General features: G+C 60.5%; 23 protein-coding genes. 4 read left to right on the forward strand and 19 right to left on the reverse strand.

All coding sequences use genetic code 11. From position 1 onward, the window contains the following. Positions 1-26: 26 nt before the first annotated feature. Together TK06_RS25620 and TK06_RS25625 are read right to left on the reverse strand one after the other, a co-directional pair. Positions 27-554 (reverse strand): MOSC domain-containing protein, encoded by a 528-nt coding sequence (locus TK06_RS25620; protein WP_063324326.1) that lies wholly within the window; start codon positions 552-554, stop codon positions 27-29. Next, positions 551-1,177, reverse strand: a complete 627-nt coding sequence (locus TK06_RS25625; protein WP_003205682.1) for a DUF1780 domain-containing protein — start codon at positions 1,175-1,177, stop codon at positions 551-553. Before TK06_RS25625 ends, TK06_RS25620 begins: the two co-directional genes overlap by 4 nt. Before the next feature lie 230 nt (positions 1,178-1,407). Between TK06_RS25625 and TK06_RS25630 the strand changes: the two genes are divergently transcribed. Together TK06_RS25630 and TK06_RS25635 are read left to right on the forward strand one after the other, a co-directional pair. After that, positions 1,408-2,094 (forward strand): energy-coupling factor ABC transporter permease, encoded by a 687-nt coding sequence (locus tag TK06_RS25630; RefSeq protein WP_063324327.1) that lies wholly within the window; start codon positions 1,408-1,410, stop codon positions 2,092-2,094. Positions 2,095-2,157: 63 nt separating this feature from the next. Beyond that, positions 2,158-2,373 (forward strand): hypothetical protein, encoded by a 216-nt coding sequence (locus tag TK06_RS25635; RefSeq protein WP_013694234.1) that lies wholly within the window; start codon positions 2,158-2,160, stop codon positions 2,371-2,373. 202 nt (positions 2,374-2,575) lie between these two features. Here the strand turns inward: TK06_RS25635 and yacG are convergent, their stop codons facing one another. Genes yacG through pilB form a run of 5 tightly spaced genes read right to left on the reverse strand, consistent with a single transcriptional unit; the run spans position 2,576 to position 7,187 of the window. After that, the gene (gene yacG, locus TK06_RS25640; protein WP_063324328.1) at positions 2,576-2,776 is read right to left on the reverse strand and encodes a DNA gyrase inhibitor YacG; all 201 of its coding nucleotides are present in this window, start codon (positions 2,774-2,776) and stop codon (positions 2,576-2,578) included. Continuing rightward, entirely contained in the window at positions 2,773-3,396 is a 624-nt protein-coding gene (gene coaE, locus TK06_RS25645; RefSeq protein ID WP_063324329.1) for a dephospho-CoA kinase, read from the reverse strand. Before coaE ends, yacG begins: the two co-directional genes overlap by 4 nt. Beyond that, positions 3,396-4,265 carry a prepilin peptidase gene (locus tag TK06_RS25650; protein WP_063324330.1) on the reverse strand — a complete coding sequence of 290 codons (870 nt, stop codon included), beginning with the start codon at positions 4,263-4,265 and terminating at the stop codon, positions 3,396-3,398. The genes coaE and TK06_RS25650 overlap by 1 nt, the downstream gene beginning before the upstream one ends. A 1-nt stretch (position 4,266) precedes the next feature. After that, positions 4,267-5,484, reverse strand: a complete 1,218-nt coding sequence (locus tag TK06_RS25655; protein WP_063324331.1) for a type II secretion system F family protein — start codon at positions 5,482-5,484, stop codon at positions 4,267-4,269. 2 nt (positions 5,485-5,486) lie between these two features. Beyond that, positions 5,487-7,187: a type IV-A pilus assembly ATPase PilB gene (pilB, locus tag TK06_RS25660; RefSeq protein WP_063324332.1), complete on the reverse strand. Its 1,701-nt coding sequence runs from the start codon at positions 7,185-7,187 to the stop codon at positions 5,487-5,489. 224 nt (positions 7,188-7,411) lie between these two features. On the opposite strand from pilB, the gene TK06_RS25665 reads away from it, so the two are divergent. Together TK06_RS25665 and TK06_RS25670 are read left to right on the forward strand one after the other, a co-directional pair. Continuing rightward, on the forward strand, positions 7,412-7,831 hold the full coding sequence (locus TK06_RS25665; protein WP_014340250.1) for a pilin: 420 nt from the start codon (positions 7,412-7,414) through the stop codon (positions 7,829-7,831). A gap of 271 nt (positions 7,832-8,102) precedes the next feature. Beyond that, positions 8,103-8,456 carry a BON domain-containing protein gene (locus TK06_RS25670; RefSeq protein WP_063324333.1) on the forward strand — a complete coding sequence of 118 codons (354 nt, stop codon included), beginning with the start codon at positions 8,103-8,105 and terminating at the stop codon, positions 8,454-8,456. Between the two features lie 296 nt (positions 8,457-8,752). On the opposite strand, the gene TK06_RS25675 is transcribed toward TK06_RS25670, so the two are convergent. From TK06_RS25675 to TK06_RS25730, 12 genes are all read right to left on the reverse strand, one after another. Continuing rightward, positions 8,753-9,700, reverse strand: coding sequence for an IS110 family transposase (locus TK06_RS25675; RefSeq protein ID WP_063320545.1), 948 nt, complete (start codon positions 9,698-9,700; stop codon positions 8,753-8,755). A gap of 258 nt (positions 9,701-9,958) precedes the next feature. Further along, on the reverse strand, positions 9,959-10,255 hold the full coding sequence (locus tag TK06_RS25680) for a DUF2845 domain-containing protein (protein ID WP_063324334.1): 297 nt from the start codon (positions 10,253-10,255) through the stop codon (positions 9,959-9,961). Further along, entirely contained in the window at positions 10,256-13,189 is a 2,934-nt protein-coding gene (locus tag TK06_RS25685; RefSeq protein WP_063324335.1) for a DUF748 domain-containing protein, read from the reverse strand. A gap of 120 nt (positions 13,190-13,309) precedes the next feature. Continuing rightward, a complete protein-coding gene (locus tag TK06_RS25690) occupies positions 13,310-14,326 on the reverse strand; it encodes a class I SAM-dependent rRNA methyltransferase (protein ID WP_063324336.1) in 1,017 nt (338 codons plus the stop codon). A 227-nt stretch (positions 14,327-14,553) separates the two neighbouring features. Beyond that, positions 14,554-16,491, reverse strand: a complete 1,938-nt coding sequence (acs, locus tag TK06_RS25695; RefSeq protein ID WP_063324337.1) for an acetate--CoA ligase — start codon at positions 16,489-16,491, stop codon at positions 14,554-14,556. A gap of 199 nt (positions 16,492-16,690) precedes the next feature. Further along, positions 16,691-18,355: a glucose-6-phosphate isomerase gene (gene pgi / locus TK06_RS25700; RefSeq protein ID WP_063324338.1), complete on the reverse strand. Its 1,665-nt coding sequence runs from the start codon at positions 18,353-18,355 to the stop codon at positions 16,691-16,693. A gap of 342 nt (positions 18,356-18,697) precedes the next feature. Further along, positions 18,698-19,078, reverse strand: a complete 381-nt coding sequence (gene panD, locus TK06_RS25705) for an aspartate 1-decarboxylase (RefSeq protein ID WP_003205654.1) — start codon at positions 19,076-19,078, stop codon at positions 18,698-18,700. A 184-nt stretch (positions 19,079-19,262) separates the two neighbouring features. Further along, positions 19,263-20,123: a pantoate--beta-alanine ligase gene (gene panC / locus TK06_RS25710; protein WP_063324339.1), complete on the reverse strand. Its 861-nt coding sequence runs from the start codon at positions 20,121-20,123 to the stop codon at positions 19,263-19,265. Beyond that, on the reverse strand, positions 20,120-20,920 hold the full coding sequence (gene panB, locus TK06_RS25715; RefSeq protein ID WP_063324340.1) for a 3-methyl-2-oxobutanoate hydroxymethyltransferase: 801 nt from the start codon (positions 20,918-20,920) through the stop codon (positions 20,120-20,122). Before panB ends, panC begins: the two co-directional genes overlap by 4 nt. Before the next feature lie 275 nt (positions 20,921-21,195). Then, positions 21,196-21,681, reverse strand: a complete 486-nt coding sequence (gene folK, locus TK06_RS25720) for a 2-amino-4-hydroxy-6-hydroxymethyldihydropteridine diphosphokinase (protein ID WP_063324341.1) — start codon at positions 21,679-21,681, stop codon at positions 21,196-21,198. 3 nt (positions 21,682-21,684) lie between these two features. After that, entirely contained in the window at positions 21,685-23,082 is a 1,398-nt protein-coding gene (locus TK06_RS25725; protein WP_057450877.1) for a polynucleotide adenylyltransferase PcnB, read from the reverse strand. A gap of 718 nt (positions 23,083-23,800) precedes the next feature. Beyond that, positions 23,801-25,234 (reverse strand): sigma-54-dependent transcriptional regulator, encoded by a 1,434-nt coding sequence (locus tag TK06_RS25730; RefSeq protein ID WP_063324342.1) that lies wholly within the window; start codon positions 25,232-25,234, stop codon positions 23,801-23,803. Positions 25,235-25,254: the final 20 nt, after the last annotated feature.

Below are 25,254 nucleotides of genomic sequence, written 5' to 3' on the forward strand. Positions count from 1 at the left end.
GAATGTGAAGACGTTACAGCGTCCGGCTAGCCGGCATTGAAAGCAGCGTAGCCGCTCGCCGGAACGGGTTCGACGATCAGGCTGTCGTCCAGGCGAATGATTCCACTTTTTAACACCCGGGCGGTGATTCCGCCATGGCCGCGTACGGCCTGGAACGTACCTTCGCCGAGGTTTCGCTCCAATCGGGCACAAGGCTGGCACCAGCCGGTGGTTTCAAAAATGGCTTGGCCAATGCGAAAGCGCCGGCCCTTGAGGCTGAACAGATTGATGCCGCTGACCACAATGTTGCGTCGCAGCGCCTGTGGCAGCACGGGCCGGTCCTCGGGACGGCCCATCAGCGAGCCGATCACGGCCAGGTGCTCCCATTGGATCAGCGTCACTTGTCGCGCATTGCGCACGCCGGGGCGAGCGTGATCGCCGGTCAGCCCAGCCTCCAGGCGGGCCTCCACGGCGTCCAGTTCGATCATGGGCGCATGACCCTGAGGTCGTACGCCAATCCAGCGTACGCGGCCCTGCTGGGGCACAGCGGCAATCAATTCCTGCAGTGGGCTCACAGGCTGATCCCGACATCGAACACAATGCTGCGACCCAGGTTGCTGCGCAGGAAGTCCGGCGCGTCGGGGTGGGCGAACAGCACCCGGGCAAACGTCGGCCCCACCAGTGACAGCGAGCGCCAGCCCTGGCGCAGGTATTCGGTCGGCGGTGGGAAGTGACTGTTGAGGTCCAGCACTTCGCGCTTGAGGCTGGCGAAGGCGATGATGTCCAAGTCACCCAGGTCCATGCCGCGCTCGGTGTAGTTGTGAGCTTTCTTGCGCAGGGTCGGGGCCAGCCGCATCAGGAACTCATTGGCCGGAATCCGCCGCGGCTTGGCCTCGCGACGTACCAGTTGGCTCAGGGAGAAGGCGCTGCGGCGGCGTTGCAGTTCATCGCGCCATTCGTCATTGAGGCGTCGACCTTCGTCGAGCACGAAAAACACTTCGAAATTGGCATCGCGAAACAACACGTCCGGCGGCTCGCCGGCCGGCGCGAACTCGTCGGCGCGATAAGGTACGTTCAGCCCTTGCAGCAGACGCTGGCAAACCCAACGCTCACGCTCCCATTTGCGGGCATTGGAGAGAAAGGCGTTGGCTTGCTCGGCCGCGATGGTCAGCAGGCGTAAGTAATCGGAGTCATCCATGAGCCCAAGCTTAGCGTTCAATTGCGACAAGCTGAAAGCGTTGCGTTGATTAATGGACGTTATGGGTGAGGTGTAGACTGCTGGTTTGAAATACCGTGGCGAGGGAGCTTGCTCCCGTTGGGCTGCGAAGCAGACCCAAAGCATTTGCGAACGCTTCGCGCTCGAGCGGGAGCAAGCTCCCTCGCCACAACAGCCTGTTTGATGCAGGGGCAAGCGAAAGGAGTAGACCCATGATCGGTGCCGAGCTGCTATCACCGCAGACCCTGGCGAGCGGCTGGCTGATTTATGTACCGATGCTGGTTTGGGCGGTATCGCGGGCACCGTGGGTCGAGTTGTTCACCGACAGCCGTCGCCAGCATCTGCTGTTTGGCACGGTGCTGGCGCTGTTTCTGTTGTGGTTGGTGCGACGGGATTTCGACACGGGCGTCTCGTACCACTTTATCGGCATGACCGCCGTGACCCTGCTGCTGGATTGGCCGCTGGCGATCCTCGGGGGACTTTTTGCCCAACTTGCGCTGGTGCTGCTGGGCCGCCAGGACATGGCGGCGGTAGGGGTCAACGGTGCGCTGCTGATCCTTATGCCGGTGCTGGTCACCGAGTGCTGCGCGATCCTGGTGGAGCGCGCCCAGCCGCGCAATCTGTTTGTGTATATCTTCTGTTCGGGGTTTCTCGCGGCCGCGCTTTCGGCGTTGGCGTGCCTGCTGCTGGGGCTTGGCCTGCTGTGGTACGACGGTATATTCGCCATGCCTTACTGGCTGGAAGATTTTGTCGGCTACCTCTGGTTGATCATTTTTCCCGAGGCCTTTATCAACGGTATGGTGATCAGTGCATTGGTGGTGTTCAGTCCCGAATGGCTGGAGACCTTCAACCGCACGCGCTACCTGTCGGCTCCGTGGAACGATGATGACAAGCCTTGATTCACGTCAAGGCTGCCCCACCACACGCCATTCATGCTTTGGAAAATTTCCAGGAGCACAACCATGAGTGTTTATGAGTGGGCCAGACAAGAGATCAGGCGTAGCCACGATGCCGCAATGGAGATCGGTTTTGACCCAGGCTTGAGCCTGCGCGCCTTGCTCAGTGCGATCGTGCAACAGAGCAAGACAGTGCGCAGCCCTGAAGACCTGGCCGATGAGTTGAGTTTCCTGGCGGAAAACCTCGACGATGAACAGGACTACGGTTTCATGCGGCCTTAATGGCGAATGCCGTACACCCAAGAAAACGATGACTCTGTGGCGAGGGGATTTATCCCCGCTGGGCTGCGTAGCAGCCCTGAAACCTGACACTGTGGTGTTTCAGATCGACTGCATTCAGCTTTTTGGGGCAGCAGCCCAGCCCAGCGGGGATAAATCCCCTCGCCACAATGACTCAGATTTTTCCTGAGTGAGCGACACTGCCTTAATGGCGGGGCTCGAAGTCTTCGCTGAACAGCTCGTCCTCGGCGTCGGGGCTGACCGGAATCTTGTGTTCTTCCGACGCCCAGGCGCCGAGGTCGATCAGTTTGCAGCGGTCAGAGCAGAACGGCCGGAATTTGCTCTCCGGGGTCCATTCCACAGGGGCGCCACAGGTTGGGCAATCAACGATTGGGGTCTGGCTCATGATTGGCCTCCACGCAAAGTAAGGTAAAAGTGATGCAGGCGCTCGACCTCGCTGTGCAGCCAGGCGAGGTCGCGATCATTGACCACCACGTCGTCGGCATGGCTCAGGCGATCCTGGCGGCTGGACTGGGCCTTGAGAATCGCCTGGACCTGTTGTTCGCTGGTCTGGTCGCGCTGCAATGTACGTTCGATCTGCAGCTGTTCCGGCGCATCGATCACCAGGATCCGCTGGGTCATGGCGTACTGCCCTGACTCGATCAGCAGCGGCGATACCAGGATCGCATAGGGCGATTGTGCCTGGGCCAGATGATGGGCGATTTCCTCGGCGATCAGCGGATGCAGCAGCGCCTCGAGCCAGCGGCGCTCATCGGCATTCTCGAAGATCAGCTTGCGCAGCGCCGCCCGGTCCAGGGCGCCGTCGGCCTGCAATACGCCGGGGCCGAAGTGCTCGGCGATTTTCGCCAGCGCCGGGCGTCCGGGCTCGACCACCCAGCGCGCCGCATGATCGGCGTCGATGACGTGCACGCCCAGGTCGATGAAATGCTGCGCCGCCGCGCTCTTGCCGCTGCCGATGCCACCGGTCAGGCCGAGAATCCAGGGCTTTTTCACTGAGGTATTCATTAAAACCCGACAGACTGCCAATAGAAGTCGGTTATTTGACCACCCCAGAGCAAGGCAATCCAGCCGGCAATGGCCAGATAAGGTCCAAAGGGAATCTGCGTCGACTCGGGAGTATCACGCAAGCGCAGCATAATCACCCCGACAACGGCGCCCACCAGCGACGACAGCAGCAGTGTCAGTGGCAGGATCTGCCAGCCACCCCAGGCGCCGAGCATCGCCAGCAGCTTGAAATCCCCGTAGCCCATGCCTTCCTTGCCGGTGACCAGCTTGAACACCCAGAACAGTGACCACAGCGCCAGATAGCCGGCCACCGCGCCCCACATCGCCTGGTTCAAGGGCACGAAGAGTCCGAAGCTGTTGATGATCAAGCCCAGCCACAACAGTGGCAGCACCAGGGAATCGGGCAGCAATTGATGCTCGGCGTCGATCAGACTCATGCCCAGCAGGCCCCAGGTCAAGACCATCACCATCACGGCGTGCCAGCCAAAGCCGAAATGCCAGGCGACGAATGCCGATAACGCGCCGCAAGCCAATTCGGTCAGGGGGTAACGTCTGCCGATGGGCGCGGCGCAGCTCGAACAGCGACCGCGCAGCATCAGGTAGCTGAGCAGCGGAATGTTTTCCCAGGCGCGGATGCGATGGCCGCAGTGCGGGCACTGGGAGTGGGGCAGCATCAGATTGTAGACCGGGCCCGGGGTTTCGGCCGGCAGGCCCAGCAGGTCGTGAGCCTGCAGGCGCCATTCGCGGTTGAGCATCTTCGGCAGGCGCCACACCAGCACGTTGAGGAAGCTGCCGATGATCAGGCCGAGCAGTGCTGCAACGAGCACGAAAGCCAGGGGATACAGCACGAAGAATTCGCTCAGGGGCATGTCAGATCGCAGAGCCGAGTTGAAAGATGGGCAGGTACATGGCAACCACCAGGCCACCGACGACCACCCCCAGGACCACCATGATGAAGGGTTCCATCAGGCTGGTGAGGTTGTCCACCAGATTGTCCACCTCGGCCTCATAAAAGCTCGCCACCTTGTCGAGCATGTCGTCCAGTGCTCCGGACTCCTCGCCGATGGCGGTCATCTGGACCGCCAGGTTCGGAAAGATCCCTGAGGCACGCATGGAAAAATTCAACTGCATGCCGGTCGAGACCTCCTGCTTGATGCGCTGCACGGCATGTTTGAACACCACGTTGCCGGTGGCGCCAGACACCGAGTCCAGGGCCTCCACCAGCGGCACGCCGGCGGCGAAGGTGGTGGAAAGCGTGCGGGCGTAGCGGGCCACGGCGGATTTGTACAGCAAGGTGCCTATCAGCGGCAGCTTGAGCAGCCATTTGTCGCGCCAGTCGCGAAAGCGCTCCGAACGCCTGAGCGCGTACTTCACGCCAAAAAACGCCCCCATCAACCCGCCCAGCATTACCCACCACCATTGCTGCATGATTTCCGACAGGCCGATGACCATCACCGTGAAGGCTGGCAGTTGCGCGCCGAACCCGGAGAATACCGACTCGAATTGCGGCACGACCTTGACCAGGAGGATCCCCGTGACCACTGCGGCAACGAGGACCACGGCCGCCGGGTAGGTCATGGCTTTCTTGATCTTGGCCTTGAGCGCTTCGCTCTTTTCCTTGTAGGTCGCGACCCGGTCCAGCAGGGTGTCCAGGGCACCGGCCTGTTCGCCGGCATCCACCAGGTTGCAGTACAGCTCGTCGAAATATTGTGGGCATTTGCGCAGCGCCGCGGCGAAGCTGTTGCCGGCGGCGACTTCCTGCTTCACCTCGTCCACCAGCTTGCGCATGCTGGGGTTGTCGAAACCTTCGCCAATGATGTCGAACGCCTGCAGCAGTGGCACGCCAGCCTTGAGCATCGTGGCCATCTGGCGGGTGAAGAGGGCGATATCCAGTGGCTTGATACGCTTGCCCTTGCTGAATATCGAAGTGGATTTCTTGCGCACCTTCTGCGGGTTGATGCCTTGTTTGCGCAGCTGTGCCTTGACCAGCGCCGGGCTCTGGCCCGTCAGCTCGCCACTCATTTTTGTGCCTTTGCGGTCCTTGCCTTCCCAAGTGTAAACATCGGTTTTGACTGCCTTGACCGCCATGTTCAATCCTTGGTGACCCGGTTGATTTCTTCGAGGCTGGTGACGCCCTGCATCACTTTGAGCAGGCCCGACGTGCGCAGGTCATTGAAACCGTCCTTGCGCATTTGCAGATCGATCTCCAGCGAGTTGCCCTCGGCCATGATCAACCGTTGCAGCTCGGGCGTGTTCTTGACCACTTCGTAAACTCCCACGCGCCCTTTGTAACCGTTGTTGCACTGTTCGCAACCGACCGGCTCATAGATCGTGAATGTGCCGAGGTGTTCCCGAGGGAAACCTTCCTTGAGCAAGGTTTCCTCGGGAATATCGATGGCTTTCTTGCAGTGACTGCACAGCTTGCGCGCCAGCCGCTGGGCAATGATCAGGTGCACGGCGGTGGCGATGTTGAACCCCGGAATGCCCATGTTCTGCAGGCGGATCAGGGTTTCGGCGGCGCTGTTGGTGTGCAGGGTGGAGAGCACCAGGTGCCCGGTCTGGGCGGCCTTGATGGCGATCTCGGCGGTTTCCAGGTCGCGGATCTCGCCGACCATGATCACGTCCGGGTCCTGGCGCAGGAACGAGCGCAGGGCCTGGGCGAAGTCCAGCCCCTGGCGCGGATTCACGTTGACCTGGTTAATGCCTTCCATGTTGATTTCCACCGGGTCTTCGGCGGTGGAAATGTTGATGTCCACGGTGTTGAGGATATTCAGCCCGGTGTAGAGCGACACGGTCTTGCCCGAGCCGGTCGGACCGGTCACCAGGATCAGCCCTTGCGGTTGCTTGAGGGCGGCCATGTACAGGTCTTTCTGGTCCGGTTCGTAGCCCAGGGCATCGATGCCCATTTGCGCACTGGAGGGGTCGAGGATCCGGATCACCACTTTTTCGCCCCAGAGCGTGGGCAGGGTGTTGACCCGGAAATCGATGGACTTGGTTTTCGACAGACGCATTTTCAGCCGCCCGTCCTGGGGTTTGCGCCGCTCGGAAATATCCAGGCTGGCCATGACTTTCAGGCGGGCGGCGATACGGTTGGCCAGTTGGATCGGCGGCCTGGCCACTTCCCGCAGTATGCCGTCGGTGCGCACCCGCACCCGGTAGATTTTTTCATAGGGTTCAAAGTGCAAGTCGGAAGAGCCGCCCTTGATCGCGTCCAGCAGCATCTTGTTGACGAAGCGCACCACCGGCGTGTCGTCGGTGTCTTGACCGCCGATGGAGTCCTGCTTGGAATCGTCGATCGACTCGATGTCCAGGCCATCGAGATCGACATCGCCCATGCCTTCCAGGCCTGTACTGCTGGATTCGAAAAACTTTTCGATGGCGTCACTGAGCTTGTTGTCCTCCACCAGGATGGCTTCGGTGGTCAGGCCGGTACTGAACTGGATGTCATTGATGGCCTGGTGATTGGTCGGGTCGGAGATGCCTACGTACAATTTGTTGCCACGCCGCCACAGCGGCAGGGCGTGGTGCTGGCGCACCAGTTTTTCACTGACCAGGCCGCTGGGTTGGGTTTCTTTGTCCAGGCTGTTGAGGTCCAGCAGGGCGACGCCGAAATGCTCCGAGGCGATCTCCGCGACCTGGCGGCTCTGGACCAGTTTGTTCTGCACCAGATAGCTGACCAAGGGAATGCGACTGCGTTGGGCCTGTTGATACGCCTGTTGCGCACTTTGCTCGGTGAGCAGTTCGGCCAGCACCAATTGCTTGGTCAGGCCGCTGAGGGCGATGTCATTCATGGGAATCCCGGCGACGAACAATTCATGACTTATAGCCTAGTCAAGCCTCGACGCCAAACCAGCGGGGCAGGGTGACAAAAAACGTCAGATAGTGCGGTTGTTGAGGTAGGACGTCGCCGTTGTGCGGGGGCAACCCCCTTTATTGATGAGACTTGAGGGTTGGCATGTGCCCTGCAATGGCTATTTCAGGTCATGAGATTTCGACTCATGCGTGGGAGATGTCTATGAATAAGCAGAGTGGCTTTACCTTGATCGAGCTGTTGATCGTCGTGGCGATCATCGGCATTCTGGCGACGTTTGCGTTGCCGCAATATTCGAAGTATCAGGCGCGGGCGAAGGCGACGGCGGGGTTGGCGGAGGTCTCTGCGTTGAAAGTGCCGTTTGAAGACGTCATGAATCAGGGTACCAATCCATCGTTGGCCAACATCGGTGGGACCTCGCCCACCAGCAATTGCACCTTGACGGCTTCAGGAACGGCAGCGGACGGAGCGGGCACCATTGCGTGTACCCTTTTGAATGCACCCGCTCCAGTGCTTGGCAAAGCGATCACCCTGACGCGCTCTACTCAAGGCGTGTGGACCTGCGGTTCGACCGCCGCTCAGGAATTCCTGCCGGCTGGTTGCACAGGTGCAGCGAATCCGTAATTTGAGTACACGTATCGAGGCAGTGAACTGTCTCGATACAGAAAACCTTCGCAATTCATAAGCTTAGAAATAGGCCAAAACCCGCAAGTTGCATGTCCAGAATCAGCGCTTCATGCATTTTGCATGATCACGAAAATCACCGTTTCGCTTAACTTGCTGATTTATAAGAAATTAATAATTTTTTCAAAGCTGGCACAGCCTTCGCACTACTCCTGATAACCCTGCCGGGATGCACCTCCGGCAGTTTTTGAGAAAAACAGGAGTTACTCGTATGAAGAAGTTCGCTATCACTGCCGCCGCTGCTACCGCTCTGACCCTGACTATGGCTAGCGCATTCGCCGAGACCACTCAAGCAACTCAGGCGCCAATGATGCTGGCTGCGGGCGAAGTGACAGAGGCCAAGGAAGACGTTTCCGATACCTGGATCACCACCAAGGTCAAAGCTGACCTGGTCACCGAAAAAGGCATTCCAGGCACTGATATCAAAGTCGAAACCAACAAAGGTGTTGTGTCCCTATCTTCGATGACCAAAGTCACTGAGGCACAAAAAGACACCGCTGTGGCGATCGCCAAGAAAATCAAAGGCGTCAAGGCCGTATCGGCTGACGGCCTGAAAGCCGAATAAGGCTAAGACTTCTCGCCTGGACTGGGAGAAGGCGCGGCAAGCGGGCCAGGATATACGTTTGCCGTCGCTTTGGAGTTCATGCGAAAGGCCACACGGACGTGGCCATTACAGGCCCCCGGCATTCGTGCCGGGGGCCTGTTCTATTGTGGGGTGGATCAATTGGGGGGCAGCGGTTGTGGATGAGTCTGTAGGATCGCCATCGCGAGCAAGCTCGCTCCCACATTGTTCTGGGTGATCTCAAAATCAGTGCTCATCGCCATCCTCCTGTGGGAGATTCTATGGTGCAGGACTACCCCCTAAATGCCTTTCGGTAAGTATTCGCTCTGGTTCTTCAGCAGGGCGAATACCACTCGGGCAAGCTTGCGGGCCAGTGCCACTAATGCTTCGGTTGTGCTGAGTCCCCGGGCCCTTAGTGCCTCATAAAAACCCTTCCATGCCGCTGTGCGCCTTGCCGACATCGCGGCGTTATGCATCAATCGACGGGCCTCTGGGTCACCTCGCTTAGACAGGCAGCGGCGTCCCTTCTTTTTCCCTGAGTCCGATATACGCAGGTCTAGGCCCAGAAAAGCGATGAAGGCATCGGCATTTCTGAAATCCCCACGCTGAAACGACGTGAGCAAACGGGCACCGTTCAACAGGCCAATGCCTTCGACTTTCATGCAACGCTTGAGCTGAGCGCCCAAGCCAGCGGCTTCCAACTGCGTCTGGATTGTTTTCTCGAGCAAGATCTCCAGTCGTTGCATGGCTTTTATCTGGTTCTCAAAGGCCCTTTTGAGCAACGGTTCGTTGGACCAACTTTGCTTGAGGCTGACACGCGCCTGGACCAAGGCTGCCCGACGTCGGAAGAGGCTTATAAGCCGGCAATACAAGGGCGATGGCGGGGTCCACGGGTGCAACTGGTGGCCTTCGTTGTTCAAGTAGCGAGCCAACAACCGAGCATCCAGCGCATCGGTTTTAGCGCGAACTTTCACACCTTTGCGGTAATGGCTGAGCTCGTAGCCGCCGATCATGTAGATCACACAGCCTTTCGCATAAGCCAGGTCGGCGAATTCCTGATGATAGATATTGGTGGCTTCGATGGCGACATCCACTGGCGCGGACAACTCCTTGAGCCACTTTTTGATCGCTGCCTTGGTGTTGGGGATCGCTTCCAGTCGATCTGTTTCTGCGTGATAAATCACCAACTCATCTTTGGCGACATCAACACCCACGATCGGCTTTGCGACAGAAACCGGCATTGCCATTGAAAATCCTCCGGGCTAAGGTTTGAACACTTGAAGGGTTCACCCAGAGGCGCAGGCTTGTTCCTATCGTCGGTCTAGGCCAGATGCATTCTTTATCGGCGCTTGGGTGAAAGGAGGAGGGGTGAAATCTCCCACGGTCTGTACTGCGGCTAACAGTCAGAATCGAGCTTTGTCCCTCCTCCTCCCTTCAAGTCCTACCATACAAGCGAGCTTGCTCGCGATGGCGGTAGTACATTCAACGCCTCTGTACGGACAAGCTCAGCGCCCCCGCTTGCTGGTGATCTGCACCAGCCGATTCCCCTCGAAGCGCAGGTATTGGTACATGCCGCTGTTGGGGCCGTAGGTCCATTCCTCCACCGGGTATTCTTCCCGGCGATTGACACTGCGCTTGTAGCCCAGGTCATCCCGCGCCACAGGCTGCCCGCACTTTTGCAGCACTTCGCTCGAGCGGTCGCCGACGCTGATCAGCTGGCTGCCGCAGCGCAGCGTGTCTGCAGCCGCGGCTTGGCCGGTGGCCAGCGATAGACCCAGGCAGAGTCCGAACCAGGGTTTCATCTATTCGGCATCCAGATGCAGCGGGGTAATCACCCGGCCATCGCTCTCGGCCTGGCCGAGGTTGGCGTCGATGAAATACACGCGGTCATCGGCCAACTGGCCTTTGTCCACCAGGAAGTCCTTGATGCTACTGGCCCGTTCCTGCCCCAGTTGGCGCAAGAGCACGTCACTGCCGCTCCAGAACTTGATCACGCCTTCACGCAGTTTCTCGATACGCGCCTTTTTATCCAATTGTGTCCATTCGGCGGGCGGTTGGGTCTTGAGGCGGGTGCGGTAGATGCCTTCGAGCAGCGGCGCCTTTTCGTCCTCGGGCACCTGTATCAGCGAGGCCTGGGCAGGAACTTTGTCGCCCCGACGCTGCAGCATCTTGTAGTAGTTGTATTGATATTCGCGCTCCAGGCGTTGGGCGGCGAGCAGTGGGCCGTCGCTGCTTTCGGCGGCGGTGCCTTCGATCTCCAGGCGCAGCTCCGGACGTTTGCCAAGGGCCTCGGACAGTTTGAGCAGCACGCCTTCATTATCTTTGCTCAGGTCGCTGGAGCCCGGCGCAAACGCCACGCTGCCCAGGTCTTCCGAGCCGCCGCCGGCCACCAGCCCACCGATAAGCTTGAACGGCGCCTGGGCCGCTCGTACCACCAGGTTGCGCAGGGTCTGCCAGATGATCGGCATGACGCTGAATTGCGGGTCGTTGAGATCGCCGGACACCGGTAGTTCGATGGAAATCTTGCCGTCGGAATCCTTGAGCAAGGCGACGGCCAATTTGAGTGGCAGGCTCACGGCGTCCGGGCTGTCGACTTTCTCCCCCAGTTGCAACTGCTCGACCACCACTTTGTTCTCCGCCTGGAGCTTGCCCTGGGTGATTCGGTAATGCAGATCGAGATTGAGCCGACCCTTGCGGATGCGATAGCCGGCGAACTTGCCGGAGTAGGGCGTCAGGGTGGTCAGCTCGACCCGTTTGAAACTGGTGGCGATGTCGAGGCTGGCCATCGGGTTGAAGGGGTTGACCGCCCCTTTGATGGTGACCGGTGCATAGCGATCAACCTTGCCCTTGATGTCGACACTGGCCGGTTTGGCCTGGCGACTGTCGATCGTGCCGATCGCACCGTTGAGCTGTTGGATAGCCGTGGCGAAATTGGGGGTCAGGCTGAAGTCGGCGAAGTTGGCCGAACCGTCATTGATGGCGATACCACCGATGTGGATGCCCAGCGGTTTTTCCTGGGGCGCCGGTTTTGCCGCGGTGTTCTTCGTGCCGCTGTCGGCCGGTTGCGGGATCAGCAGGTCATCGACGTTGGTGGTGCGGTCGTCGTTGATCATGAAGCGCGCGTACGGTTGGAACAGGTTGACCTTGTTGATGGAAAGGCTGTCACCGTGCTGATAATTCAGGCCTTCGAGGACCAGGCTTTGCCACTTGAGGAAGTCGCGGGTCTTGAGCGTGTCGAGGGTGTGCAACTGATCGACCTGGGCGCGGCCGGTGACGGCAAATGCCAGCGGTTCGGTACTTTTGAGGTCGACCGCCAGGTCACTGCCGAGCATCCCGGAGCGTAGCTCCAGGCGAATGAACGGGTTGATGTACGACTGGGCGACGCGCAGGTCGATGTCCTGGGTCTTGACCTTGAGCTTGGCGGTGATCGGGTTCAGGTTGACCTCGCCGTCGGCCAGGATCTTGCCCTGCTTGCCTACCCCGGTGTCCAGCTTGAGGGTAAAGGGTGAGCCGTTGAGGGTGTCGTAGTTCTGCAGGTCGAGGTTCAGCGGGCCGACCTCCAGTGCCACGGCGGGCTGGGCCTGGCGGTCGGCCAAGTGCACCTTATAGTCGCGCAGTTGCACATCCTTCAACATCACCTGCCAGGGTTTGCTGGGCGGTGCCGGTTCAGCTTTTGGCGAGTCTGCCGCTGCCGGGGCGGATGCCGGTTCAGCCTTGACCTGCGGTTTGGCCGGCTGGCTGGCGAAAAGTTTCTGCCAGTCCAGCTGCCCGTCCGCCTCGCGAGCGGCCCAGGTTTCCAGCTTCTGGCTACGGACCTTGCCCACGATAACTTGCTGCTTGGCCAGGTCCACCGAGGTTTCGCTCACGTCCAGGCGTTCGAGCTTCACCAGTGGACGGCCATCGGGTGCCTTGATGGCGAAGGGCGCGACACTGACCGCGGCGTTGTTGAGCAGCAGTTCGGTGCCCTTGGCCAGGTTGAGCTTGTAGTCGGTGCTGAGGTTCAGGACGCCGTTTTCCAGAACCAGCGGCACGGCGTCGCGCACATAGGGCCACCAGGCTTTCATTTGGCCGCCAGTGACTTTGAGAGTGCCTTGGGAGGCAATCGGCGTGAGGCTGAAATTACCGGTCCAGTCGATCTGTCCGCCTTCGGGGCCAGCAGCCACCAAGGTCATGTCGGCATTGTCGTCGGGCAGGGTGCTGAGGTTTTTCAGCTCGAAATCGAGGGTGTCGTAGAGAAACTCAATGGGTTCGCTGGGGCGCAGGTCCTGAAAATGCACATAACCGCCGGCCAACTTGATTCGGTCGACCCGCAGGGGGAACGGCTTGGCCTCGGGGTCGGCGGGCGTTGGCTCGCTGGCCGGCAGCTTGAACAGGCCCAGCAGGTTCAACTGACCGTCCTTGGCGAACATCACTTCGGTCTTGGGCTTGTCCAGCTCGATGTCGACCAGATGCAGGGCGCCGGACCACAGGCTGTCGAGCTGCAGGTTGGCATACAGCCGTTCGAAGCCGACCTGTTCCTTGCCTGGATCGCCGATATTCAGGCCCCAGAGGGTGACTTCAAGGCTGAAGGGATTGAGTTCGATGCGCTGGATCTGGGCCGGCACCGTCGCAAGGGTGGCCAGTTGCTGGTTGGCGATGCGCAAGGCGATGCCCGGCAAAATCAGAAAGCCCAACAGGCTGTAGAGGGCCAGTGCGGTCAACAGAGCGCCGATGGCGCGAATCAATCCTTTGGGCATGTGCGGCTTCATCTTGGTGTGAATTCGGAATGCCTTGGAGTATGGCATGCGTTTACGGTTCCGAAGCCACTGTGATTTATGAGATTTGTCCGTTTTTTGCGTGAGAATTCTGAGCCTGGCTTAGAGCTGGAGGACCAGGGTCTTGAGTGGCGGTTGCTGGTCGAGGGAGGGGAAATCGCTGCCGGGCGTCAGCACGCTCCACTCGCGCACCGGGCGACCGGCTTTTTCCGCACAACGCAGTACCTGTTCGCGCCAGTCGTCCATGGACACTTTTGCCAGGTTGTTGCAGCAGATCAGCACGCCATTGTCGGCGGTGGTGAGCAATGCCGGTTTCAGCAGGCTTTGATAGTCGCGCAACAGGTCGACGGTGCCGAACGCACTTTTGGCCCAGGCCGGTGGATCGAGCAGCACCAGGTCGTACTGGCGTTGTTCCAGGCGCACGTAGTTGGGCAGTTTCTGCCCGCGCCGCTGGCTGATGGGCAGGCCGGCCAGTTGGCGGATCGCCGGAAAGTAATCCGACTGCACGAACGCCATCGGCGGCAAATCGGGGTTGAGCAGGCCGTTTTCGCGGCCCACCGCCAGGTTGCCTTCGGCGAAGTCCAGGTTGCACACTTCCCGCGCGCCGCCGGCCGCAGCGCTCAGGCCGACGCCGCAGGTGTAGGCGAACAGGTTCAGCACACTTTTGTTGCGGCTGTGTGCCTTGACCCAGCCTCGGGCGTTGCGCAGGTCGAGAAACAGCAGTGGGTCCTGCCCGGCATGGCGACCGCGGACGCGATAATTCAAGCCCCATTCATGCCCGACCAGGTCTTGCAGGGCGGCCTCGTCCGCCTGATAGACGGTGTCCTGGCGGTCGACGCGCGAATTGCCCCGGGCGCGGTCGTTGTAGACCAATAGCGTCTCCAGGCCCAGCCGTTCGTTGACGATGCCGTGCAGTTGCAGCAGGTCGTCGCGCTCCAGCGCTTTATGGAAGCTCTGTACCAGCAGTTGCGGGCCGTAGCGGTCGATGGTCAGGCCGGGTGCGCCTTCCTGGCTGCCATGGAACAGGCGATAGCAGTCGGTGCCTTGCTGGTGCAGTTGGTCGAGCAACTCGTGGCGCTGGTCGAGGGCGGCGCGCAGCGCCTGATTCAAGGAAGACATGCCGGGCGCGCCTTAGAGAAATGAGGCGCGGGAGTTTAGCAGTTATACAAACCCAGGTTGGGGGATTGCATACGGATCTGGAGCCGGGCACCGATCTGTGGCGAGGGAGCTTGCTCCCGCTGGGCTGCGCAGCGGCCCTATCATTTTTGGGAGCGCTACGCACTCCAGCGGGAGCAAGCTCCCTCGCCACAAAGGCACGGTGCTTCTGGGAAGCCAAGTTGTTTGGCTCAGCGATTCAGGCGCTTGTCGATCAGCCCCTCCACCACACTTGGATCGGCCAGGGTCGAGGTATCACCGAGGCTGTCGAGTTCGTTGCAGGCGATCTTGCGCAGGATGCGCCGCATGATCTTGCCCGAACGGGTCTTGGGCAACGCCGGCGCCCACTGGATCAGCTCCGGTTTGGCGAAGCTGCCGATTTCCTTGCTGACGTGGGCCAGCAGTTCCTTCTTCAACTCGTCATTGGCCTCCACACCGTTCATCGGCGTGACAAAGGCATAGATGCCCTGGCCCTTGAGGTCGTGGGGGTAGCCGACGACGGCTGCTTCGGCAATGTTGTCGTGCAGCACCAGGGCACTTTCCACCTCGGCGGTGCCGATGCGATGCCCGGAAACGTTGATCACATCGTCGATGCGCCCGGTGATCCAGTAATCGCCGTCTTCGTCGCGGCGCGCGCCGTCGCCGGTGAAGTAGTAGCCGGGGTAGGGTTTGAAGTAGGTGTCGACCATGCGTTGATGATCGCCGTAGACGCTGCGAATCTGCCCGGGCCAACTGGATTTGATCGCCAGTACGCCGCTGCCGGCGCCGCTGATTTCCTTGCCCACTTCATCCAGCAAGACCGGTTGCACGCCGAACATCGGCCGGGTGGCGCAGCCTGGCTTGAGCCGTGGGGCGCTCACCAACGGGCTGAGCATGATGCCGCCCGTCTCGGTCTGCCACCAGGTATCGACAATCGGGCAGCGCTGTTCGCCTACCGTGTTGAAATACCATTCCCACGCTTCCGGGTTGATCGGCTCACCAACGCTGCCGAGTAATCGCAGGCTTTTGCGGGACGTTTCCTGCAACGGGCCGGCACCTTCGCGCATCAGCGCGCGCAGGGCGGTCGGTGCGGTGTAGAAGATATTGACCTGATGCTTGTCGATCACCTGCCAGAAGCGCGAACTGCTCGGGTAGCTCGGCACGCCCTCGAAGATCAGCGTGGTGGCTCCATTGGCCAGCGGGCCGTAGACGATGTAGCTATGACCGGTGACCCAGCCGACATCGGCGGTGCACCAGAACACTTCGTTGTCGCGGTAATCGAGCACGTACTTGAACGTCATCGCCGCTTGCAGCAGATAGCCTCCCGTGGTGTGCAGCACGCCCTTGGGTTTGCCAGTGCTACCGGAGGTGTAGAGGATGAACAACGGGTCTTCGGCGTCCATCGGTTCGGGTGGGCAGTCGTCGCTCATCTCGTGCATGGCCTGGTGGTACCACAGGTCACGGCCTTCAACCCAGTTCACCTCGCCCTGGGTGCGCTCGACCACCAGCACGGTGCTGACGTTCGGGCAACTTTCCAGGGCCTTGTCGACGTTACGCTTGAGCGGTACGAAGCGCCCGCCGCGCACGCCTTCGTCAGCGGTGATCACGGTGCGGCAATCGGCGTCGAGAATCCGGTCGCGCAGCGAGTCCGGTGAGAAACCGCCGAACACCACTGAATGCACCGCGCCGATGCGGGTACAGGCGAGCATGGCGTAGGCGGCCTCGGGGATCATCGGCATGTAAATGCAGACCCGGTCGCCTTTCTTCACGCCACGGCTTTTCAGCACGTTTGCCAGGCGGCACACATGGTTGTGTAGTTTTTTGTAGGTGATTTCTGCCGATTCGGCGGGGTCGTCGCCTTCCCAGATGATTGCCGTCTGGTCGCCGCGTGTTTGCAGGTGACGGTCGAGGCAATTGGCGCTGACGTTCAGCTTGCCACCGGCGAACCAGGTCGCGTCGCCGTTCTTGAGGTCATAGCGCTGGACGGTTTGCCAGGGCGTCATCCAGTCGAGAAAGCGTGTGGCCTGCTCGGCCCAGAAGGCGCTGGGGTGTTCGATGGATTCTTTATAGAGCCGCTTGTACTCGTCCTGACTCAGTTGCGCAGCCCGGCGGACGGCATCGGCTTGGGGGTACTGGCTGATATCGAACATGACGGTTCCTTATTCTTGTTTTTGCGACAAGTGATAAAGATGCGCCGAGTAGCCGGAGGGTTCAAGTCATGCACAAACAACTGTGGGAGTGAGCTTGCTCGCGAAGGCGGTGTGTCAGTCAACATGAGTGTCAACTGATCCACCGCCTTCGCGAGAAGCTCGCTCCCACAAAAGTAAGTGCTTGGTGTTCGACCTGCGATCAGCCGCGATGACGCCCGCGGAAGTAGTTGATCAAGCCCTGGGTCGAGGCATCTTCGGCCGGGTTTTCTTCACTGCCCACCAGACGGTTGTAGACGCCCTTGCCCAGTTCCTTGCCCAGCTCCACGCCCCATTGGTCGAAGGCGTTGATGCCCCAGATCACGCTCTGCACGAACACCTTGTGTTCATACAGCGCTACCAGTGCGCCGAGGCGACGTGGGCTGATGCGTTCGACCACCAGGGTGTTGCTCGGACGGTTGCCCGGGATCACCTTGTGGGAGGCCAGTTTCTGCACCTCTTCTTCGCTGGCGCCCTTGTCCCGCAGCTCGGCTTCGGCTTCGGCGCGGGTCTTGCCGAGCATCAGTGCCTGGCTCTGGGACAGGCAGTTGGCATACAGCCATTGGTGATGATCGGAAACCGGGTTGAAGCTGACGATCGGCACGATGAAGTCGGCCGGAATCAGCTGGGTGCCCTGGTGCAGCAACTGGTGGTAAGCGTGCTGACCGTTGCAGCCGACGCCGCCCCAGATGACCGGGCCCGTGTCGGTCGACACCGGTGTACCGTCCTGGCGCACGCTCTTGCCGTTGGATTCCATGTCCAATTGCTGCAAATGCTTGGTGATGTTACGCAGGTAGTGGTCGTACGGCAGGATCGCATGGCTCTGCGCACCCCAGAAGTTGCCGTACCACACACCCAGCAGTGCCAGCAGCACCGGCATGTTCTGCTCGAACGGGGCGCTCTGGAAATGCTGGTCCATGGAATAGGCCCCGGAGAGCAATTCCTTGAAGTTCGACATGCCGATGGCCAGGGCGATCGGCAGGCCGATGGCCGACCACAGCGAGTAACGCCCGCCAACCCAGTCCCACATCGGGAAGATGTTCTCTTCACGGATGCCGAAGGCCACGGCGGCGGCATTGTTGCTCGACACGGCGATGAAGTGGCGATACAGCTCCGCTTCGGAGCCACCCTGGGCCAGGTACCAGGCCCGGGCGGCCTGGGCGTTCTTCAGGGTTTCGAGGGTGTTGAAGGATTTCGACGAGACGATGAACAGCGTGGTCTCGGCGCGCAGCTTCATGGTCAGCTCATGGAACTCGCTGCCGTCGATGTTTGCCAAGTAGTGGCAGCGAACGCCTTTTTGCGCGTAGGACAACAGTGCTTCGGACACCAGTTCCGGGCCGAGGAAAGAACCACCGATGCCGATATTCACCACGTCGGTGATGGGCTTTTCGGTGTAGCCGCGCCACAGGCCGTCGTGAATGCGGCCCACCAGGTCGGTGATCTGGTTCAGCACTTTGTGCACGTCCGGCATCACGTTGACGCCGTTGACCAGCAACTTGTCGCCCACCGGCCGACGTAGGGCGGTGTGCAGGGCAGGGCGGTTTTCCGAGGCGTTGACGATTTCGCCTTCGAACAGCGACTTGATCGCGCCCTTGAGGTCGACTTCGTTGGCCAGGCCCACCAGCAGATCGCGGGTCTGGGCGTTGATCAGGTTTTTCGAGTAGTCGAGAAACAGGCCGCAGCTCGACAGGGTGAATTGAGTGAAACGCTGCGGATCGGCATTGAACGCTTCGCGCATGCTGAAATCCTGCATGGCTTTGCGGTGGTCATTCAGCGCTTGCCAGGCTGGCAGAGCGGTCACGTCATGAGGGGTTCGGTAATACGCCATCGCTGCGGGTTTCCTTTTTACTTGAACGACCTTTTGTACACTAAAAATTCCGGCGCGGCTCGAGGTGGGCGTCCGGACACTGCATCGACACGATCGCCGGACGCAGGGCGAATACAGTAAACCTCGCGTTGCGATCTGTCTTGACTTTGTCTGACCGGTTCCCGGTACTTTTTTATACAGCTGGGCGGGAAAAGGTCCGACAAACGGAAACGCAGATTGCTTACTGTGGGAGCGAGCTTGCTCGCGATAGCGGTGTGGCAGCCGGCATCTGTATCAAGGGGTCCGCCGCCATCGCGGGCAGGCTCGCTTCCACAGGGGAAAGCGGTGACGCAGGTGTTTCGATCAGGCCAGTTGGACCGGAATCGCATTGCTGGTGTGGCTCAGTTCATTGCCTGGCGCCATGTACAGCATGCGGGGCTTGAAGTTGACCAGCTCGGCTTCGCTGTAGTGGGCGTAGGCGCAGATGATGACACGATCCCCCACCTTGGCCTTGTGCGCTGCGGCGCCGTTCACCGAGATCATCCGCGAACCTTCCTCGCCACGGATGGCGTAGGTGGTGAAGCGTTCGCCGTTGTCGACGTTGTAGATCTGGATCTGTTCGTATTCACGGATCCCTGACAGGTCCAGCCACTCTCCATCGATGGCGCAGGAGCCTTCGTAGTCGAGCACCGCGTGAGTGACTTCGGCGCGATGCAGCTTGGCCTTGAGCATGATGGCGTGCATGAATTTTTCCTCTGGTCGGGTCCGAACGGCGGGCAGTCTGCCTGAAGCCTGCCGAGGCGGCAATAACACCGCAGGACCCTTGTGGGAGTGAGCCTGCTCGCGACAGCGGTGGGTCAGTTGACCGATAGGCTGGCTGACGGATTGCTATCGCGAGCAAGCTCGCTCCCACAGGGTTTTGTGATGCTTAGGCGGGCGTGTCGAGATCCAGGTGCAGGTTGTCGATCAACCGCGTAGTGCCCAGGAAGGCCGCTACCAGAATCACCAGGTCACGGTCCTCGCTCAATGCCGGGCGCAAGGTCTTGGCGTGACGGATCTCCAGGTAATCGGGACGCAGGCCGGCGGCTTCGAGCTGCTTGAGCTGCTCGTCGATCAGCGCCGGGAAATCTCGTCGGCCCTGTTTGATGGCCTCGGCGATCTGGCTCAGGACGCGATAGACCACGGGCGCGATGGCACGTTGCTCCGGGCTGAGGAAGCCGTTGCGCGAGGACAGCGCCAGGCCGTCCTCGGCGCGCACGGTCGGTTCGCCGATGATCTGGATCGGCATGTTCAGGTCATGGACCAGTGCGCGAATCACCGCCAGTTGCTGGAAGTCTTTCTGGCCGAACACCGCCAGGTCGGGCTGGACCATGTTGAACAATTTGCTGACCACCGTCGCCACGCCCTCGAAATGCCCCGGGCGACTGGCGCCGCACAGGCCTTCGGACAATTGCGGGACGCTGACCCGGGTCTGCCCGGCCATGCCGTCGGGGTACATCTCTTCGACGCTGGGTGCGAACAACAGATGGCAGCCGGCCTGGAGCAGTTTCTCCTGGTCGGCCGCCAGGGTGCGGGGGTATTTGTCCAGGTCTTCGCCAGCACCGAATTGCAGTGGGTTGACGAAAATGCTCGCCACCACGAAGTCGGCCCGTTGCGCGGCCTTAGTGATCAGCGCCACGTGACCACTGTGCAGGTTGCCCATGGTCGGCACGAAGGCAATGCGTTTACCTTCGCCGCGGGCACGGGCCACGGCGGCCCGCAGTTCGCGTACGGTTTTGACGGTATTCATGCAGAAAACCCGTGTTCGGCGCCCGGGAAGGTCACGGCCTTGACCTCAGCGACATAGGCACTCAGGGCGCCTTGGATAGACGTTTGCCCTGCCATGAAGTTTTTCACGAACTTGGGTGCGCGACCGGTGATCGACAGCCCGAGCATGTCGTGCAGCACCAGTACCTGGCCATCGGTGGCGTGGCCGGCGCCGATTCCGATCACCGGGATCTTCACTGCCTGGGTGATTTCTTCCGCCAGCTCGCTGGGCACGCATTCGAGCAGCAACATCGCCGCGCCAGCCTGCTCCAGTGCAATCGCATCGGCGCGCATCTGCCGCGCCTGGTTCTCATTGCGGCCCTGGACCTTATAGCCACCGAGGATGTTCACCGCTTGTGGGGTCAGGCCCAGGTGCGCGCACACCGGGATGCCCCGCTCGGCCAGCAGCCGAATCGAATCGGCCAGCCACAACGCGCCTTCGACCTTGACCATGTGGGCACCGGCCTGCATCAGCATGGCGCTGTTGGTCATGGTTTGTTCAAGGGTGGCATAGGCCATGAATGGCAGGTCGGCGAGAATCAGCGCATCGGTGTTACCGCGTTTGACGGCGGCCACATGGTAGGCCATCTCGGCGGTGGTCACTGGCAGCGTGCTGTCGTGACCTTGCAGCACCATGCCGAGGGAATCGCCCACCAGCAACACTTCGACACCAGCCTCATTGCAGGCGTGGGCGAAAGTTGCGTCATAGCAGGTCAGCATGGCGATTTTCTCACCTTTTTGCTTGAGACCTTGCAGCGTGGTCAGGGTAATAGCTGGCATGAAAAAGTCCTCATTAGGCGCTCTTGAGCTACTGCGAGTAACGCGCATGAATCGTCATCTATACAGGCGCACCCTCTATGTGTGGTGCTTGTAAGGCCTGGATTGCGCCCTTTAAACGCCGCGTTGGCGGCATCGGGACGCCTATAGTCGTGAGGAGCTCTCGGGAAGTCAATTGGATGTGTTACCGCCGGGTGTTACCGGGGTTACTGATGCGTTTCAGCGTAGAGGCGTGTCTCGGATCTGACTGCCGGGTCCCTGATCCTGTGGGGGCTTTGTCAGATAGGCGGCAGGCGTTCCAGGCCAACGAATGGGCACGCCGCGAGCAGATCCTTGAGCAAGCGCCCATCGGCCAGGCGCAGGTCGGCGGGCGCCAACTCGGCCAGTGGGTACAGCACAAAGGCTCGGGCCTGCATGTGGTAGTGAGGGACCTTGAGGCGAGGCTCGTCGATCAGGTGATCGCCGAACAGCAGGATGTCCAGGTCCAGGGTGCGTGGGCCCCAGCGTTCCAGGCGTTCGCGACCTTGTCCGGTTTCGATGGCTTGCAGCGCATCGAGCAGGTCCAGCGGTGCCAGGCGGCTGTCCAGCACCGCCACCGCGTTGGTGTAGCGCGGCTGGCCGGGCAGCAGGGAATCGCTTTGATAAAACGCCGAGACCCCCACCAGTTGGGTATCGGGCAATTGCGCCAGCGCCTGGATGGCACTGCGCAATTGTTCGGCGGGTTCGGCCAGGTTGCTGCCCATGCCGATGTAGATGCGTTCCATCGATTACTCGCCCGATGCGCTCGGTACACCGGCACGCTTGCGCTTGGCACCGCTGCTGCGGCGGCGCTTGCGCGGGCCGCTGGCGCCGTCATCCTTGCCGCTGAGCTCGCGAATCATGTCACGGCGCTCGCTGTCATTGGCGTCCTGGTAATCGGTCCACCATTCACCCAGGCCATCGGTCTGCTCGCCCGCGCTTTCACGCAGCAGCAGGAAGTCGTAGCCGGCGCGGAAACGCGGGTTGTCCAGCAGCAGGTCGGCACGCTTGCCGCTGCGCCGTGGCAGGCGTTCCTGCATGTCCCAGATCTCGCGGATCGGCATCGTGAAGCGTTTTGGAATGGCGATGCGCTGGCACTGTTCGGCAATCAGCTCGTGGGCGGCTTCCTGCATTGCCGGGATCGGCGGCATGCCACGCTCTTGCAGGCGCAGCACCCGAGCCGGCAGGGCAGGCCAGAGCAAGGCGGCGAACAGGAACGCCGGCGTCACCGGCTTGTTCTGCTTGATGCGCAGGTCGGTGTTGATCAGTGCTTCGCTGATCAAGGTGTGGGTGTAGGTCGGGTTGTGCTCCAGGGCCTCGGCGCTGGCGGGGAACAGCGGATCGAACAACTGCAGGTCCACCAGCATCTCGAAGGTGTCTGCGGCGTTGCCCGACAGGAACAGCTTGAGCACTTCCTCGAACAGGCGCGCCGAAGGGATTTCCCGCAGCATCGGCGCCAGTTCACGAATCGGCAAGGCGCTGTGTTTTTCGATGCCGAAATCCAGCTTGGCGGCGAAACGTACGGCCCGCAGCATGCGCACCGGGTCTTCCTGATAGCGCTGCTTGGGGTCGCCGATCAGGCGGATCAGGCGATTGCGAATGTCGTGTACGCCGTTGGCGTAATCGAGGATGCGTTCGCTGACGGGATCGTAATACAGGGCGTTGATGGTGAAGTCGCGGCGTTGCGCGTCTTCTTCCAGAGTGCCGTAGACGTTATCGCGCAGGATGCGCCCGCTTTCGTTACGGGAAGACTGGTTGCTGTCTTCTTCTTCATCGTTTTGCGGGTGATTGGCGCGGAAGGTCGCCACTTCGATGATTTCGCGACCGAAGTGGATGTGGACCAGTTTGAAGCGCCGGCCAATGATCCGCGCGTTGCGAAATTCGGCCCGTATCTGTTCCGGCGTGGCGCTGGTGGCGACGTCGAAATCCTTTGGGGTGATGTTGAGCAGCATGTCGCGCACGCAGCCACCGACCAGGTAAGCCTGGTAACCGGCGTTCTGCAAACGTTCGACGATGTTCACCGCATAACGGCTGAACTGGGCCTTTTGCAGTGAATGCTGGCCGCTGTTGAGCACTTCAGGCGTGCTGCGAATGTGTTGCGTACGACGCAAGGGAGAACGGAATGACTGGAACAGCTTCTTCAGCATGGGATGCACTGTTTGAAGGAATATTCGGCCAAAAACGAAGAATGGCCGCATGATGGGCCGAGATTCTAGCATTTAGTCGAGGGATGGTGTAGGACGCAGCAGTTTTGAGCTGCAAGCTTCAAGCGACAAGCTTTGTAGGCTGCGGGGAGGCGGAACGACAGAAACCACAAGGGGAGCCGAAGCTCCCCCAGAATTAGTTACGTGCTCTGTTTTTTATTATTGGTTTTGGGCTTCTTGTTTTTGTTGAGTGCCCGCGCCACGAGGTTTTCCCTTCGTGACCCTCCCAATCGGGAGCCAAGAGCAAACGGATTGCTTTGGTCGCTGTGTTGCAGTGATCAATCGATCCAACCAGTTCAGGCACCTGTCTTGAGACAGTTTTTATTGTTCTCGGCCTGGTTGTGGGGCAAGCCCCAAATACAACGCCTCTCCAAAAGAATCAGTTAGCTGCGCCTCTCGCCGTCTTGTTTTTATTGTGCGTGAGTCGATTCGTCTTATTTTTATTGTCTTTTGCATTGCTTGTTATTGTTCTTGTACCAAAGCTATAGCAGGGTGCGTGCCAACTTTTGCGAGGGCCAGCGAAACCGGGGGGTTCCAGGGTTATAACCATTTTTCCGAGGCGAAAAAAAGCCGGGGTTTCGTTACCGTAAACCCCGGCTTCTGTTACGTGAAAAAGCTGAGGTAACAGTTTTTTCACATTCGGCGGTGTTACCCCCACACCTCAGCTTTCGCTGGTCGCTCCGGTCTTGCGCCGTGGAATCCCCAGGCGCTGGCGCCGTTCCCACAGGCACTTGCGGCTTACGCCCAGTTTGCGTGCCAGTTCGGTCTCGGTCATGTGGTCCTGGTGCTCCAGGACGAAGTGTTGGAAGTAGTCCTCCAGGGACAGGTCTTCGGTGGGCTCGTGGCTGGTGTTGTTGGCAGCGCCGCCCTGTTGCGGGGCCAGGCCGATGAACTCTTCGTCGTCCAGGTCGCTCAGTTCGATGTCGATGCCCAGCAGGTCGGCAGAGATTTCCGGGCTCTCGCACAGGATCACCGCCCGCTCGACCGCGTTTTCCAGCTCGCGAACGTTACCCGGCCAGGCGTAATGACGGATGGCCTGTTCGGCGTCCGGGGCGAACTTGAGATCGGTGCGGTTGACCCGCGCGCTCTGGCGAGCCAGGAATGCCTGGGCGATTTCATTGACGTCCGCGCCACGTTCGCGCAGGGCGGGCAGCTTCAAGGCGATCACGTGCAAGCGGTAATACAAGTCTTCGCGGAACTGGCCGATCTTCGCCAGGCTCTTGAGGTCACGGTGGGTGGCCGCGATCAGGCGGACATCGACCTTTTGCGACTGCACCGAGCCGACGCGGCGGATTTCGCCTTCCTGGAGCACCCGCAGCAACCGCGCCTGGGCTTCCAGCGGCAGTTCGCCGATTTCATCGAGGAACAGCGTGCCGCCGTCCGCCGCTTCCACCAAGCCTGCGCGCCCGGCGCTGGCGCCGGTGAACGCACCTTTTTCGTGGCCGAACAGTTCGGACTCGATCAGGCTTTCCGGGATCGCCGCGCAGTTCACCGAAATCATCGGTGCCTTGGCCCGGCGTGACAGGTTGTGCAGGGCCCGGGCTACCAGCTCCTTGCCGGTACCGGACTCGCCCTGGATCAGGACATTGGAGTCGGTCGGGGCCACTTTGCGGATCTTGCTGTACAGGTCCTGCATGGGCGGGCAGGAACCGATGATGCCAATTTCGCCATTATTGTTACTGGCGCCGGCTTTCGTCGAGGCACTGGCCTTGCCGGCGGGTTCCGCCGGGTTGCTGGTCGCCGCCTGTCGGTCGCGCAGGATGCGGGCCACGGCCTGGAGCATCTCATCGTGGTCGAACGGTTTGGCGATGTAGTCCACCGCACCCATTTTCATGGAGTCGACCGCCGAGCGCAGGCTGGCGTAACTGGTCATGATCAGCACGGGGGTGCCCTGGCCGAGCTTGATCAGCTCGGTACCCGGGGCGCCAGGCAGGCGCAGGTCGCTGACGATCAGGTCAAACGTTGGAATGCTGAAACGTTCTTGTGCTTCCTGCACTGAACCGGCTTCGCTGACCTGGTACTGGTTGCGTTCCAGCAGGCGGCGCAAGGCGGAGCGGATAATTGTTTCGTCTTCGACGATCAAAATGTGCGGCATTGATTCGATTCTCTCGACGG

Source organism: Pseudomonas fluorescens, from assembly GCF_001623525.1.
In the GTDB taxonomy this organism is placed as follows: domain Bacteria; phylum Pseudomonadota; class Gammaproteobacteria; order Pseudomonadales; family Pseudomonadaceae; genus Aquipseudomonas; species Aquipseudomonas fluorescens_Q.

Bases quoted from the DNA above. Each gene is read 5' to 3' on its own strand.
- TK06_RS25625 (WP_003205682.1), bottom strand. From the start codon at position 1,177: ATGGATGACTCCGATTACTTACGCCTGCTGACCATCGCGGCCGAGCAA.
- TK06_RS25630 (WP_063324327.1), top strand. From the start codon at position 1,408: ATGATCGGTGCCGAGCTGCTATCACCGCAGACCCTGGCGAGCGGCTGG.
- TK06_RS25635 (WP_013694234.1), top strand. From the start codon at position 2,158: ATGAGTGTTTATGAGTGGGCCAGACAAGAGATCAGGCGTAGCCACGAT.
- yacG (WP_063324328.1), bottom strand. From the start codon at position 2,776: ATGAGCCAGACCCCAATCGTTGATTGCCCAACCTGTGGCGCCCCTGTG.
- coaE (WP_063324329.1), bottom strand. From the start codon at position 3,396: ATGAATACCTCAGTGAAAAAGCCCTGGATTCTCGGCCTGACCGGTGGC.
- TK06_RS25650 (WP_063324330.1), bottom strand. From the start codon at position 4,265: ATGCCCCTGAGCGAATTCTTCGTGCTGTATCCCCTGGCTTTCGTGCTC.
- TK06_RS25655 (WP_063324331.1), bottom strand. From the start codon at position 5,484: ATGGCGGTCAAGGCAGTCAAAACCGATGTTTACACTTGGGAAGGCAAG.
- pilB (WP_063324332.1), bottom strand. From the start codon at position 7,187: ATGAATGACATCGCCCTCAGCGGCCTGACCAAGCAATTGGTGCTGGCC.
- TK06_RS25665 (WP_014340250.1), top strand. From the start codon at position 7,412: ATGAATAAGCAGAGTGGCTTTACCTTGATCGAGCTGTTGATCGTCGTG.
- TK06_RS25670 (WP_063324333.1), top strand. From the start codon at position 8,103: ATGAAGAAGTTCGCTATCACTGCCGCCGCTGCTACCGCTCTGACCCTG.
- TK06_RS25675 (WP_063320545.1), bottom strand. From the start codon at position 9,700: ATGGCAATGCCGGTTTCTGTCGCAAAGCCGATCGTGGGTGTTGATGTC.
- TK06_RS25680 (WP_063324334.1), bottom strand. From the start codon at position 10,255: ATGAAACCCTGGTTCGGACTCTGCCTGGGTCTATCGCTGGCCACCGGC.
- TK06_RS25685 (WP_063324335.1), bottom strand. From the start codon at position 13,189: ATGCCCAAAGGATTGATTCGCGCCATCGGCGCTCTGTTGACCGCACTG.
- TK06_RS25690 (WP_063324336.1), bottom strand. From the start codon at position 14,326: ATGTCTTCCTTGAATCAGGCGCTGCGCGCCGCCCTCGACCAGCGCCAC.
- acs (WP_063324337.1), bottom strand. From the start codon at position 16,491: ATGTTCGATATCAGCCAGTACCCCCAAGCCGATGCCGTCCGCCGGGCT.
- pgi (WP_063324338.1), bottom strand. From the start codon at position 18,355: ATGGCGTATTACCGAACCCCTCATGACGTGACCGCTCTGCCAGCCTGG.
- panD (WP_003205654.1), bottom strand. From the start codon at position 19,078: ATGCACGCCATCATGCTCAAGGCCAAGCTGCATCGCGCCGAAGTCACT.
- panC (WP_063324339.1), bottom strand. From the start codon at position 20,123: ATGAATACCGTCAAAACCGTACGCGAACTGCGGGCCGCCGTGGCCCGT.
- panB (WP_063324340.1), bottom strand. From the start codon at position 20,920: ATGCCAGCTATTACCCTGACCACGCTGCAAGGTCTCAAGCAAAAAGGT.
- folK (WP_063324341.1), bottom strand. From the start codon at position 21,681: ATGGAACGCATCTACATCGGCATGGGCAGCAACCTGGCCGAACCCGCC.
- TK06_RS25725 (WP_057450877.1), bottom strand. From the start codon at position 23,082: ATGCTGAAGAAGCTGTTCCAGTCATTCCGTTCTCCCTTGCGTCGTACG.
- TK06_RS25730 (WP_063324342.1), bottom strand. From the start codon at position 25,234: ATGCCGCACATTTTGATCGTCGAAGACGAAACAATTATCCGCTCCGCC.